General features: G+C 60.9%; 8 protein-coding genes. All 8 read right to left on the bottom strand.

Annotated elements, in window-relative coordinates; genetic code table 11:
• Positions 1 to 13: 13 nt before the first annotated feature.
• The 8 genes from AB3U87_RS15895 to bcsO all read right to left on the bottom strand — a co-directional run bounded on the left by AB3U87_RS15895 (position 14) and on the right by bcsO (position 13,115).
• Entirely contained in the window at positions 14 to 1,516 is a 1,503-nt protein-coding gene (locus tag AB3U87_RS15895; protein ID WP_394149693.1) for a T6SS phospholipase effector Tle1-like catalytic domain-containing protein, read from the bottom strand.
• 242 nt (positions 1,517 to 1,758) lie between these two features.
• Complete coding sequence (locus AB3U87_RS15890; protein WP_301251504.1) at positions 1,759 to 2,757, bottom strand: family 8 glycosyl hydrolase; 999 nt, start codon at positions 2,755 to 2,757, stop codon at positions 1,759 to 1,761.
• An 11-nt stretch (positions 2,758 to 2,768) separates the two neighbouring features.
• The gene (gene bcsD / locus AB3U87_RS15885) at positions 2,769 to 3,233 is read right to left on the bottom strand and encodes a cellulose biosynthesis protein BcsD (protein WP_253456512.1); all 465 of its coding nucleotides are present in this window, start codon (positions 3,231 to 3,233) and stop codon (positions 2,769 to 2,771) included.
• A complete protein-coding gene (locus AB3U87_RS15880) occupies positions 3,233 to 6,982 on the bottom strand; it encodes a cellulose biosynthesis protein BcsC (RefSeq protein ID WP_394149747.1) in 3,750 nt (1,249 codons plus the stop codon). The genes bcsD and AB3U87_RS15880 overlap by 1 nt, the downstream gene beginning before the upstream one ends.
• Positions 6,983 to 6,984: 2 nt before the next feature.
• Positions 6,985 to 9,327 (bottom strand): cellulose biosynthesis cyclic di-GMP-binding regulatory protein BcsB, encoded by a 2,343-nt coding sequence (gene bcsB / locus AB3U87_RS15875; RefSeq protein WP_394149690.1) that lies wholly within the window; start codon positions 9,325 to 9,327, stop codon positions 6,985 to 6,987.
• Positions 9,324 to 11,420, bottom strand: coding sequence for a UDP-forming cellulose synthase catalytic subunit (gene bcsA, locus AB3U87_RS15870; protein WP_394149688.1), 2,097 nt, complete (start codon positions 11,418 to 11,420; stop codon positions 9,324 to 9,326). The genes bcsB and bcsA overlap by 4 nt, the downstream gene beginning before the upstream one ends.
• A gap of 76 nt (positions 11,421 to 11,496) precedes the next feature.
• Positions 11,497 to 12,294 carry a cellulose biosynthesis protein BcsQ gene (bcsQ, locus tag AB3U87_RS15865; protein ID WP_253456521.1) on the bottom strand — a complete coding sequence of 266 codons (798 nt, stop codon included), beginning with the start codon at positions 12,292 to 12,294 and terminating at the stop codon, positions 11,497 to 11,499.
• Entirely contained in the window at positions 12,285 to 13,115 is an 831-nt protein-coding gene (bcsO, locus tag AB3U87_RS15860; RefSeq protein ID WP_394149685.1) for a cellulose biosynthesis protein BcsO, read from the bottom strand. Before bcsO ends, bcsQ begins: the two co-directional genes overlap by 10 nt.
• Between the last annotated feature and the right edge of the window lie 317 nt (positions 13,116 to 13,432).

Below are 13,432 nucleotides of genomic sequence, written 5' to 3'. Positions count from 1 at the left end.
TGCCCCTTTTTGCTCAGGTCATTTTTTTGCCGTTAAGATCGTACACCGTGCGCCGCCAGCGGTTATCGGGACGATTAACGAAAGCCCCCTGCTCAACCGGCCTGACGGCATGAATAATGTTGCCGTCAGCATCGGTTTGCACCTCGTTCCAGTTGGCCGAACAGTGCAGATAGTCTGCCGCCAGTAAAGCGATTTCCTCCTCGCTGAAGCCGACCGCTTCCCGCCCGTGGCGAGCGGCATGGCTCAGCGCCAGCGCTTTGTCACACAGCGGCAGCAGCTTATCCGGTAGCGCCAGCGCCTGGTCGGCTTCATCAATAGCGGTAAATACCACGCCCGCCGCCCGGGCCGCCTCCATCATCACCCTCAGCGCCACTTTCGCCCAGTCGTTGCGCACGGTGCGCCGCAGTACCGCCGCCGCGCCGCTGCGTTTTTGCAGCATTCCGTAGCGATCGGCGGGCATCCTGTCGTCAAACCAGCTGCGTATTTCTACCTCGCCGTTATCAACGTAAGGCGCAATCGCCGGATAGCCGCGCAGGGCCTCCAGCGCTTTGCTGGCGGCGCGGTAGACCCTGGTCTCTTCGTCCGGGGTAGAGAGCGACACGGTTTCAAACTGCGGGCGGGTCAGAAAACAGCTTTCCTGTTCGACAGCGTGATAGCCGCCGCCGATATCCGAATGGGCGCCCGGCAGCGCCACCTCAGGCCAGGCAGGCCGCACGCTGTTCAGCGCGAAGTTAAAGCGGCATTCGTGCTGCGCGGTAAGATGAAAGACTTTCTCCGCCACGCCGGGCCGCAGCGCCAGATTGACGTCGCCGCTGTCCGCGCTGTTAGGGTTCAGACCGTTCGCCAGCGTCGCCACGGCGGCTACCGTATCAAAGAGGCCCAGAAAACGGGTTTTCCCGGCTGGCGAACCGCGATATTCCACGCCCTCCAGCCCTCTTTCGATCGCTTCAATAAGGGCGCTGTCGCCATTAAACACGCGGTTGGCAAAATGGCGCGCGGCGGCGGCGCCCCGGCTGAAGCCGAAAAGATCGAATTGCAGCTCGTTGATAACCAGGTTCGGCTGGCGGATAGCGTAATTGCGCAGCGCCTCAACCAGCGCGGCAACGGCTTTGTTGGTTTTCGCCACGATGCCCCGGCTGCCCGTGCCGAACGCCATATTCAGCGCCCTGTCCGCCGCGCCCGCTTCCGTGCCGATGCCGTCGATATAAAGACGCTGCTGGCTCTGCCCACCCGCAAGGTCGGTAGCGTACAGCGAATGCAGCCGATGGATGTTGGTGTAGTGACCAATATGGCTGCCGAGGGCGCTATCGCGAAAGCCCAGCGTCTGCTTTGCGGCCTGCCGCCAGGCCGCCAGCGCTTCGCTGTCCTCCGGCGCAGGGCCGCCCGTCTCCAGACTGCTGCGGGCGTTCAGCGCGTTATTGCCCGTGCCGTCAAAAAAGATGCCGAGGGTAAGAGTGACGACGGCTTGCTGCTGTGCGCTCTGGTCGTCCGCAGAGGCGCGCAGTAGCAGGCTCATCTGGGTATCCGGTCAGTTTCAGGGGCGGCCAGTAAGCCGCTATAGCCGGATCAATACAAGGGGTTACCGTCGCCAATTTTGCCGGGCACGCGGTAAAAATTAGTAGGGTATTCAAATCGTTAATTATTTCAGGCGGGGAAGGAGGTGGGCGGTATCGCCGAAGAGAACGCGCACGACGGCAGACGGGAAACCTTCCGCAACAGACGGGCCGTTGCGGAAGGTCAATCGTCACGGAAAGGATATTACTGGCTCTTATAAGCCAGCCAGGCCAGCAGCTGCAGGCTGGCAGAGTAATAATCCTGATCCTCCGTCAGCTGGTCGCTGAGGTAGCCGGTCTGATTCAGGGTTAAATCACGCACCGCCAGCAGGCCGCCAGCCATATTGTAAGGCGCCTTATTACCGTTGCTGACGTCGATCCACGCGGGCGTTTTATCACGCGCGAAGCCCGTCCAGAAATGCTGGAAAGGCACCAGCTGCAGGCTCTGCGCATCGTACCAGTAGAGATAAAGCGGCACGCGGATAGCATCGTAAGAGAAGCGCGGCGGCCAGCCAATGCCGGGCGCGACGCTGCCGTCAGCGTTCAGCGCTACCCAGTCGGTTGGCAGCGCGGCGTCGCCGAAACGCATTTTCGGCAGCAGATCCATCCCGCTGTCGATCAGGTTCGTCCACACCTTAAGATGGCTGCGCGCGGCAAAATCCCGCCAGGCCGGGAACAGGAAATAAGAAGGATTCAGCACCACGTAGCTGGTTTTATTAAACCCCCGATCGCCCGGCAGCATCACGGTGTGGCCCGCGTAGGTAATCACTTCTTTGGCGACAATGGCGCGCTGAATAGCATCGGACGCCTGCAGCCAGGCGTTGTTCTGCCATTTCTGGCCCGCTTGCAGCAACGCCCAGGCGATCAGCACATCGCCGTCGGAGGCGCTGTTCTTATCCGCTACGGGATCGGTCGCGTCAGGCACGTATTTCCAGTAGAACAGCCCATTTTGCGGGTTTTTCAGGTGCTTTTGCGTCCAGTTCCACAGGTTAGCGAAGCTTTCGCGATCGTTATTGGCGACCGCCAGCAGCATGCCGTAGCCCTGGCCTTCGGTGTGGCTGATATTTTTGTTGCCGGTATCCTGAATACGGCCTTCACTGGTTAAAAAGCGGCTTTTAAAGGTGCTCCAGCCGTCGGCGGCGCTGGCCTGCATACAGCCCAGCACCATTACAATCATCAATACGCTCGCCCTGAGCAGAGTCATGGATAAATTCCTTACAGCTGATAGCGAAAAGTAGCAGTCGTGCTGCCGGTATCGAGGCAGGTCAGCGAAACGGTCGGGCTGCCGCCCTGCTCGCCCAGCCAGCGGGCGTAGAGGCCGCTCAGCACCGCGCCCAGCGCCTGCCGCCACTGTCGGTCATCCATCTGACCGCCTGCCGACGGCAGGGCCATATGGTGGATCAGCATCGCGGTTTCATGCGGCTGCACGTCGACAAAACCCCAGTTAAAACGCGCCAGCGCCAGATTGATCTGCTGTTCCAGCTCGCCAACGGTGCGCGCCGCGCCCAGCGGATAACGACCGGCCAGGCTGTCGCCCATCTGCCGTAAAAACGCGTGGCTTTCCTGCTCGCCCGCGTTGTTCAGCATGCCGTTAATCATCAGGCTCAGCAGATCGAACCAGCCGGGCTGATACTGCTGCTGGCGGTAGTAGTTCAGGGTACGTTCCTGAAATTCACTCATTATTTGTCTCCGAGCCTGTAGCGGAAGTAAAGTTGAGCCGTGCTCTCGTTGTAGTCACCAAAGGTGTCGTAACCCAGCTGACCGCCAACGGTGACGTCCTTGCTGACCTTATAATCCGCGCCCGCATGAAGATTATAGCCAATGCCGTTTTTACTGCCGCCCGCGTAGTAAGCCTCGGTGGCGTAACCGGCGTCATAGTAGCTTTGCAGCTCTGCCTGTTTGCCCGGATCGGTCGGGAAGTAGGCGCTGCGATCCTGGGAGTAAGACTGATAGCCCACGGAACCGCCCACTTTCACCTTCAGATCGTCGTAGTTTTTGCTCCAGTCCACCGGGAACGACACGGCCACGAAATCCTGCGGGCTGAAGTAGCCGCCCTGGCCGTAGCTGTAGTAGCTGAGGTTCTTTGAGAAATCCATCCAGCTCATGCTGATGCCGGTTTTCAGCTCGCTGTTACCGTCGTGATAAGGACGTACGTAGGCGCCGGCCGTGCCGTTCAGGCTCTGGTTGCTGGCAACGTTCTCACCGATATAGCTGTAGCCGCCTGCGCCAACATAAAAACCGGCGTCGCCGTTGTCATAGCTCAGCAGCGCGTTGCCGCCGTTTTTGGTGACGGCGCCCCATTTTTTACCGCTCAGCTTGTCTTCGGTGCCGACATAAGAGAGCAGGCTGTCGGTGACGGCGCGCCGTTCGCCGGTCAGGATCAGCGTCAGATAGTCGGTGAGCTTCGGCGACCACTGGATGCCGCCCACCAGCGTGCTGAGATCCTGGCCCAGCGGCGTCGATCCCAGGTCGATCTTAAAGTTGTCATTGGTCAGGCCCAGGTTGACCTCTACACCGGAGGCGGTCTGCGATCCTGGCGAGTTGAGCAGCACGGCCGAAGGCGCGCTGTTATTCGCCTGGGCGATGCGGCCCTGCTCCAGCGCCTGGGTGCCGACGCGAGCGAGCGACGTGCCCGACGCGCTGCCCGCGTTCAGCGTCACCGGCGTCAGCGTAAAGTTGAAGCGCGTATCGCCGTAAGGCACGCTTGACCAGCTCAGCGGTGCTTTGGCCTCGGTCAGCTTGCTCAGGCCCGTTTCGCCGTCGCGTCCTCTGACCTGCACACCGCCCTGCGCCCAGCTGCCGGTACGTTCCTGTAAGCCGTCTATCATGGTATCGATCTGGTGCAGCGTCTGCGCCTGCTGCGAGGCCGCTTCGGTGCCAGCGCCATCGCCCGTCGGCGCCTGCTGCCACGGCATTACGCCGCCGTAAGCGGAAGGCGATTTGCGCGCTATCAGCGTGGTGCGATCCACAAACGGGTTATCCGCCAGCGCCATGCCACCAATCACCGGCGTCGGGCCGCCCTGCAAACCAATCATCCCGCCGCGCGCGCTGCGCAGATAAGCCAGCGCCTGCTGGTGGTCGCCGTCGGCTTCGGCCACGCGCGCCATCAACAGCAGGCGCTCCGGCGTCTGTTCGCCCTGTAATCCCGCCATCAGCGCTTTGGCTTTCGCCAGGTCGTGCGTCGCCAGCGCCACGTCGATAGCGCCCACGCGCGCATCCTGCGTTGGCGTGTCGCGGGTCATCAGGTAGTCATAAACCACGCCCGCTTCTTTGTTCATTTTGCCGGACTGATAAAGGCGGCCCATCGCAAACATCAGATCGCTGTTCTGCGGATCGCGCTGCAGCGCGCCGATCAGCTTGTCGTAGGCCGCCGCGTATTTGCCCTGAGTGCGCAGACGGTCGGCTTCGTTGATCAGATAGCCGTTCTGGATACCGGCCAGCTGGTCTGGCGTACTGTTAGCCTGAAGCGTCGGGCTGCTCAGGAAGCTTTGCGCTTCGCCGCTCAGTCTGGCCTGGTTCAGCACCGCGACCTGAAGCGCGTAATCGCCCGCGTTGCCCTGTACGCCGCGCTGCATATTGCCGCGCACCACGGCGACGGCCGCATTGAGATCGCCCGCGTCGGCCAGCCCTTTCGCCAGGCTGCCCGCATCCGCCGGGTTGGTTGGCGGATTCACCGTCAGCGCCCGCAGCGTGTTGGCCGCGGCGGCCGTCGATCCCTGCGCCAGATACTGCTGCGCGACCGCCATTTGCAGATTGAAGTTCACGCGGCGAGAAAGTTCACGCATGTCGCCGTTCTGCTGATGAACGCGCGCCAGCAGCGACTGCGCCTGCTGCCAGGCACCGCTTTCGCTGGCGAACAGCGCGGCGGCATAGATTTCACTGCTGCCGGCGCTGGCGCGGAAAGCGGGCTGCATCACGCCAGCCGCCTGCGCGGTGTCTCCCTGCTGCTGATAAAGGCGAGCCAGGTCAAGCCGCAGCCAGGCATCGTTCGGAAAACGCTGCATCCCGGCGGACAGCAGCGCAATAGCCCGCTGAGGATGGCCGGACTGCGCCGCCTGTTTGGCTTCGCGGCGCAGCGGATCGCTGGTAACACCGGGACGCGGCGCGACGCTGGCCCGCACGCTTTCCGGCAGCGCGGCGAGCAGCGCGTTGGCCTCGCTGCCCCGGTTCTGCTGGCGCAGCACGTAAAACAGGCCTTCCTTCGCCGGACGGTTATCCGCATCGCTTTGCAGAATGGCGCGATAGGTTTGTTCGGCGGCGTCCAACTGATTGTTGCGGCGCTGCACGTCCGCGCGGAACAGCTTCGCCGCCATGCCTTTTTCGCCTTCCGCCTGGCTCAGCGGCTCGCTCAGGCTCAGCGCCTGCGCGACGTCGCCCGTCTTCAGCGCCTGCTGCGCGGCGGCCAGCTGGCCGTAGAAACGGGCATCGGCAGCCTGCTGCTGGCGCTGCTGGCCGTTATCGCCGCCCTGCTTCGCCGCGCGTTCGAGGTAGTCGGCGGCCGCCGCATAGTTGCCGCTGCGCTGCGCCACATAGCCCAGCCCCGCCAGCGCGTCGGCGTCTTCGGGATTGGCCTGCAAGACATGATCGAAGGCGTTCTGTGCACCGGACACGTCGCCGCTGTTCAGCGCAGTAAAGCCTTCGCCTTTTTCCGCACCGCCCGCGTTTTTACGGAAATAGTCCATTACCGCGCTGTCCTGCGGATGGCGTTGCTGCCACGCCTGGTAGAGCGGCGCATCTTCCGGCTTCGCGGCCAGCCACAGCATCGCCTGGCGCAGCGAGCGATCGGCATCGTCATTGCCCTCTGCCATGCCGCTTAACGTCTCCATGCCTTCGCGTCGGGTGGCGGCGTCGTAGGTCAGCGCCTTGCCCAGCGCCAGCCTGGCACCGGTATCCTGCGGATGGGCAGCGGCGAACTGGCGCAGCGCGTCAACCGCCTGCGGCAGCAGCGTGCGGTCGCCCGCCATCGTCAGATAGTATTCGGCGGCCACGCTGGCCGGCGGCTCGTTGCCGCTGAAGGTGTTGCGCCAGGTTTGCAGCGAGGCGGCGATATTGCCGCTGCGGGCCTGCTGACGCGCCAGCGCCAGCTGCGCCGCAGGGATGGACTGAAGCTGACGGGCGTTATCCAGCTCGCTCAGCCGTGTATCCTCTGGCGACGCTTTGCTGAGCCGCTCGCGGAAGGCGGACGCCGTTGTTTTATCGCCGCTCTGCTGTGCCCACAGCGCCATCAGATACAGAGCCTGGACGTTATTGCCGTCCACCATCAGCACCTTATTCAGCGCGTCACGCGCCAGCTCGTCATGCGCCTTCTGATGCCAGTAGTTAGCCTGGTCGAACAGCGCCTGCAGGGCCGGATTAGCGCCGGTGGAAGCCGCGCCCGCCGCCAGCGTAATGCACGGCAGGCCCAGCGCGATAAGCGTTTTGATCGTCATAGTCATTTTTTCTCGCCCGGCGTCTGCCGCTCGTGCTGCGGATTCAGCCGTTTCCAGGCGTGCCGCTTCAGCAAAATAAAGGTGCTCAATCCCACTATGGTGGAGAGCAGCAGCGCTATCAGCGCCAGCACGACCGCGTGCTGGCTGGCATACCACACCACCATCATGTACCACGGCATTTCCCCGCTCGGGAACTGCGCGCCGACGCGGAAACTGCGGATGCCGTTTTCGCCGGTGATTATCGCGGTATCGCCCCGGATCCCGGCGTTAATGCGCTGCAATTTCAGGTCATTATGCAGGCTCGCCAGCTGCGCATCGTCGGTCGCTACGGTCGCCACCACCACGTGTGAAGGGCTCCACGGCGAGCGATAGCTGATAAAACCGCGCCAGTCTTCGTTAGAAGAGAAATAGCGATCCGCATCCACCGCCTGGCGACTCCAGTCGCCGGCCAGCCAGCCGCGCAGGTTATCCAGCAGCGTCGGCTCTTTCACGCCCAGGGTGTGGCCATTGACTTCAAACGGCGAATGCCGCAGCAGCGCCTGGTTGAAGTCGCTTTGCGCCAGCGTGGAGAACGCCAGCACGTCGCTGTTGCGCAGCCAGTCAGGCTTGCCGGCGGGCACGCCGAACAGCACGCGGTTGCCGCTCAGCGCCACGCCGGTAGCGCTACCGGCACGTCCCGCCATATCCAGCAGCGCGCCGATCTCCGCATCGCTGGGCGAGGCAGGCAGCAGCAGCACGGTTTGCGAATAGTCAGCAAAGCGCGTAAACGGAAAAGCGGCGCCGACAAAATAGGAAAGATTCGGCAGCAGAGTGAAGTGGCGCGTATGGCTCAAATCGATCCAGGCGTCATCCTCGATGCGGCTTTTGATGTTGTTATTGGTCAGTACGCTGCACGGCGCGCTGGCCTTCGGCTTGATGTTGAAATAGAGCTGGAGCTGGTTGTCGCCGTAAATCAGATAAGGGTCGAACTTCAGGGTATATTTCTCCTGACGCGCGTCGCCGCCCAGCCGGTGCCAGATGTTTTCCAGCAGCCCGACTTTATTTACGGTCAGATTGCGCAGGAAGGTGCCGTTCAGACTGACGTTGAGGAAGGAGTTATCTTCATCAATCCAGCTTTCCGACGGGAAACGATAGTTCAGCTGCACCGGCACCGTTTCGCCATCCCACAGAAATAAATCAGGCGCGGCGCGGAAGTTTACCTTCAGGGCATCGTGCCAGATGCCGGTAGTGGTCAGGCTTTGATCCTTGCGCAACAGCTCGCTCAGGCGCACCGGCCGATCGGTGTTGATCCAGCGCGGCGCGTCATAGGCCTTGCTCGCGGGAATAGCCTGGCGACCGACCGCCAGCGAGTCGCTGTCGACGCTCAGCGGCTGGGTAAGTCGCCACGCGGCCTGACGCAGATCGTCATCATTATTGCCGATCACCAGCATCAGCTTGTAAACCGGGTTAATCGGATTATCGACCATCTGCAACGTCGGCCCGTTCACCTGCGGCACGGTTAGGCCTGCGATGGTTTCGCCTGGCTTCGCGAAGACAATGCCGTTTTTCTCCGGCATATCGTTACGCAGTACCGGAAAGTTGGCGCCGCGATAGTCGGTCTGGATCCCCAGCCAGGAGGAGACGGTCGCCGCCGCGCTGACTTTGCCCGGCGTGACGGCCGCGCCAAACACCATCGCTATGCTGGCGGGCGTCATGCGCTGCGCATCAATAAACGGGCGCGGGAAATTGCGCAATTTATTGCCGATATTCAGCTGCTGTCCTTCAAGCGCCAGCGTGGTGGCAGGCAGAATAGTCACCTGATAGCGATCGTTATCGCGCTCGCACAGCAGCCGATCCGCGTCGTTGATCTTAAAGCTCAGGTTGTTGCTGGACACCACCATCGCGGCCGGAATATCCAGCTGATACTCTTCGCTGGCGCTGTCGGAAGCGCTCAGCGGCAGCGTGCCCAGCGGCTGACCGTTCAGCATCAGCTGCATGGAAGCGTTGCGCGCCGCCAGCGCTTTGGAGACCCTGAGCGACAGATTCAGCCGCGCATTAGTGATCACCTCATCAGCGGGCAGCGTAAAGACAATGCCGGACTGCAGCTGGCTGCCGGTCAGCAGAATGCCGTTGGCCTGGCCCATCTGCGCCACGGAGATGGTGCTGGTCAGCGGCTGGTTCAGTAATGCCACCGGCGCGGCGTTATCGGCGATGGGCGGCAGCGGCGGCAGGTCTTCTGCCGCTCCGGTTCCAGCCGGCGGCGGGATCTGCGACAGCGCGCTGCTGTCCTGCGTCACGCTGTCGGCGGCATACGCCTGTCCCAGCGTCATTACGCCAAGACAAAGGATGGCTAAAAGCTTTTTCATGCCGCGCTATCCTCATTGGCCTTGAGTGCCTGACGTTTGGCGCGTCGGTCTTTCCAGGTGAGCCAGAACAGTTCGAAGACGGTGCGGACGATGGTCAACAGCGAGCGCAGCGGCTTGTCCTTCGGCCCTTCCGGCTTGATCCACGCATCGGCGCGGGCGAGCACCACGCGCACCAGTTCACGACGGCGCGACAGCGGGATTTCAGCAAATTGCAGGCGGATCACGCCGTCATCTGCGCCAATCGTGCTGACAGGAAGCGAGATCGCGCCGGAGTGCAGCATCAAATCGATCGCCTCAATAACATCCGTTTCATGACGGCTGTCCGGCGCCGTGACCTGCACGCCGCCCATAGAAAGGTTCACCGTGGTGGAGCGCGACGAAATGCCGCTGGCGTAATGCATGATCACCGGAATATCGACGTCGATACGAATGGTTTTGCGCGTCTGTTTGGTTTCACGCGCCACGGCAATCGCGGCCATCAGAATAATCAGGCTGAACAGCGCCCAGCCAACGTTAAGCGCGATAACGTAAGGATCGACGCCAAAATAGTTATGCGCTGCGGCGCGCACGACGCCGCTGACCACGCCCGCCAGCAGCAGGGCGGCGCAGATTACGTGCGGACGCACGATGTTAAAGTCGAAAAAGCCGGTATTCAGCAGGCCGCCTTTGTCGGTGACGTTGAATTTGCCGTGCTTCGGCGAAATCATGGTCAGCAGCGTGGGGATAACCAGATGGAAAGCCATCACCGTTTCGTAGATCTCGCCCCAGAAGGTGGCGCGGAAACGCCCGTTCATCCTGGAGTTGACGTACAGCGACATCACCAGATGCGGCAGCACGTAGGCGAAAATCAGGCTGGCGGAAGAGTGAATAATATTCAGGTCAAACAGCAGGTAAGCCAGCGGCGCGGTCAGAAAGATCACGCGCGGCAGGCCAAACTGGAAGTGCAGCATGGCGTTCAGGTAGCACAGACGCTGCTGCCACTTCAGACCGCGCCCCAGCAGCGGATTATCGACGCGGAAAATCTGCGTCATGCCGCGCGCCCAGCGGGTACGCTGAATAATATGCAGGCCCAGACGTTCGGTCGCCAGACCGGCGGCCAGCGGCAGCGCCAGGAAAGCGGATTTCCAGCCGCGACGCTGCATTTTCAGGGCGGTATGCGCATCTTCGGTCACGGTTTCGGTGGCGAAGCCGCCGATCTCTTCCAGCGCGCTGCGGCGGATAACCGCACAGGAGCCGCAAAAGAAGGTCGCGTTCCAGTTATCGTTGCCCTGCTGAACCGGGCCATAGAACAGCGCGCCTTCGTTCGGGATTTCACGCGCGGCCTTCAGGTTACGCTCGAAGGGATCCGGCGAATAGAAATAGTGCGGCGTTTGCAGCAGCGCCAGCTGGGGATCTTTCAGGAAAGGCGCGACGGTGGCCTGCAGGAACGTTCGGGTCGCCACGTGGTCGCAGTCAAAAACGGTAATCAGCTCGCCTTTGGTGATGGTCATCGCGTGATTCAGATTGCCCGCCTTGGCGTGGCGGTTGTCATCGCGCGTGATGTAGCCCACGCCGACATCGGCGGCGAAAACCGCGAACTCGCTGCGCTTGCCGTCGTCCAGCAGATAAATTTTGAGCTTGTCGCGAGGGTAATCGATGCACTGCGCGGCCAGCACGGTATCACGCACCACGTCCAGGCTTTCGTTATAGCTCGGCACGTAAATATCGACGGTCGGCCACAGGCTGATATCATCCGGCATCGGCTCAATGGTTCTTTTTAACGGCCATGACGTTTGCAGATAGCCTAAAAGCAAAATTACCCAGACATATACCTCGGCAATAAATAAGCCGACGCCCAATATAGCTTCGATTTCGGAATTAAAAGCCAGGGTCTCCGTCGCGCGCCAGTATATATAGCGCGTTGACATCAAGGCCGAAAGAAACACCATTACCATGGTAATTTTACGGCTTTTGCTGAGGCCCAGCACGAAAAGAAGGGCGATGGCGATCAGGCCGAAAATATATTGTTTCTGGCTGTCCATCGGCGTGATAACAATCACTGCGGCCAGCGGAAATAATATCAGCAGCTGCAGGTAATACAGGACTTTTTTCATAAGTCATCCTGAAAACAAAACGAGAACTTGCGGAGCGCAGCAGCGCCCCGGCATGGAAGCTATCTTTACGGGCGGTTTAGCGCGAGGTCAGCGGCGCCTGCAGCTCGCCGTCGCCGACTTTAATATCCAGCAGCGCGGCAACCCTTTTGCCGACCAGCTCAATATCGAAAGCGGCTGCGGAAACCTGGCTGAAATCGAATATCGACTGCTGTGACGCGTTCGCTTCCGCCACGCTTTCGTCGCGGTTAACCACGCCAAGCAGCCTGTCGCCCAGCCGCTGCTGCATAAAGGCCGTCACGTCGCGGCTGATATTGCGGCGGCTGTCGCTCTGGTTAAGCACGAAAAAATGGCCGGCTTTGTGATTGAGCGCGCCGCCGATCATCTTTTCGTTTTCGATTTGCGGCAGCAGCGACAGCGAAGCGGTATCCGCCAGCATCACCACCAGGTGTAAATCGGCCAGATCGGTCATCGCCTTCAGGGCCGGGCCGGGGCCGGGCGGAAAATCCGCCACGATAATCAGGCCGGGATAGTTGAGCACCGTTTGCAGTCCACGGGCGAGAAAGTGGGCATCGTTGGCCAGATTGCTTTCAAATTCAATGCGCTGCGCTTCCGACACGTCGCCGTACGGCAGCACGAAAATATTGCCGCCGGTGGTCAGGATCGCCTGGCTCCAGTCCGGCGATTCCGCTGACCTGGCCACGAAACCGCGCCCGTCGGAGAGCGGCACGCCAAAGTGCAGGCGCAGGGCGTTCTGCACGTCGAAATCGATCGCCAGCACCTTGCTGCCGCCGCGTGCCAGCGTATAGGCCAGGTTGGCGGCCAGGGTGGTTTTCCCTACGCCGCCCTTTGGAGAACAAACACAAACTAACGGCATAGGGCGATTTTCTCCAGCAGGGGTTGTAGCAGAGTCTCTTTCGGTAAGGCTTTTTCTTCCGCCGCGCGGACGCCGGAAACGCTGAACAGCGGCTTAAAACGCGCTGCCTGACCAGCTTCTGGCGGGACGGACGAGGACGCCGGGCGGGCGATGTCTGACGGCACAGGCTGGGCGCGCACCGCATCCAGCAGCGAAGCGCCTGGCAGACATGGGGCTATCGGCGACGATGCGCGAGCGGTTTCCGGCATCCGCGCGCCGATAGTTTCCGACGGCAAAGCGGATCCCTGCGGACGAACCGCTTCCGCCAGCGAAACCGTATCCTGCACGCGAGCGGTTTCCGGCAGCGAAGCTGTTATTTGCGTGCCGACAGTTTCCGACGGCGAAGCAGATCCCTGCGGATAAGCGATTGCCGACAGCGAAGCCGTTTCCTGCACGCGAGCGGCTTCCGGTAGCGAAGCCAACCCAGGCTGGGCCGCAGGCTTCAGCGAAGCGGAAATGCTCTCCAGCAGCGATCCACTCTGCGCCGCCGGTTTAGCCGCCACAAACGCGGCCACGCGGGAGGAAAGCGGCGCTGAAGCTTGCGCCGGGATTTTCACCGGCGCGGGCTGGCTAAAGAGATCGGCGGCGGCAGGCTGCGGCGCGGCAACATCCGTACGCTGACCGTTCCCCAGCGCTGGCGCTGCGCCCTCGTTCATCAGCTGCCTGATGATGGCCCAGTTGGTCTGGTCGGCATTCCGTGTCTGTTCAGACATATCTTTGAATTCGATATGGTTTGTTAGCGTTTTTTCTTTAAAACGCTGCAGGTCGTCATAGCTTTTCATGGGAACGATCGCGGGATAATAAGAAAACTGGCGGCAATATATCATACAATTTTTAACTACATCAGATTATTCTTACCGCTGATAAAAAAAGCTGTTGGCCTGTAATTATATTAACCGCTTGCGGCGCAATAATAATTACGCAGGCTATCAATCAGGTCAGTTATTATTTGGCTTAATTAAATAATTGTCTTACATTAAGTCAATGGCATGCTGCTTTAATCGCGGACAGAGACGGCATAAAGCGCGCCGCTTTTTACGCGGCGCGTAAGCCAAACATTCGTCAGACGGCGGTTAATTTGACATAAAGCACTTTATTG

The organism is Erwinia plantamica (assembly GCF_043420595.1).
In the GTDB taxonomy this organism is placed as follows: domain Bacteria; phylum Pseudomonadota; class Gammaproteobacteria; order Enterobacterales; family Enterobacteriaceae; genus Erwinia; species Erwinia aeris.
This window is presented reverse-complemented; position numbering and strand designations above follow the sequence as displayed.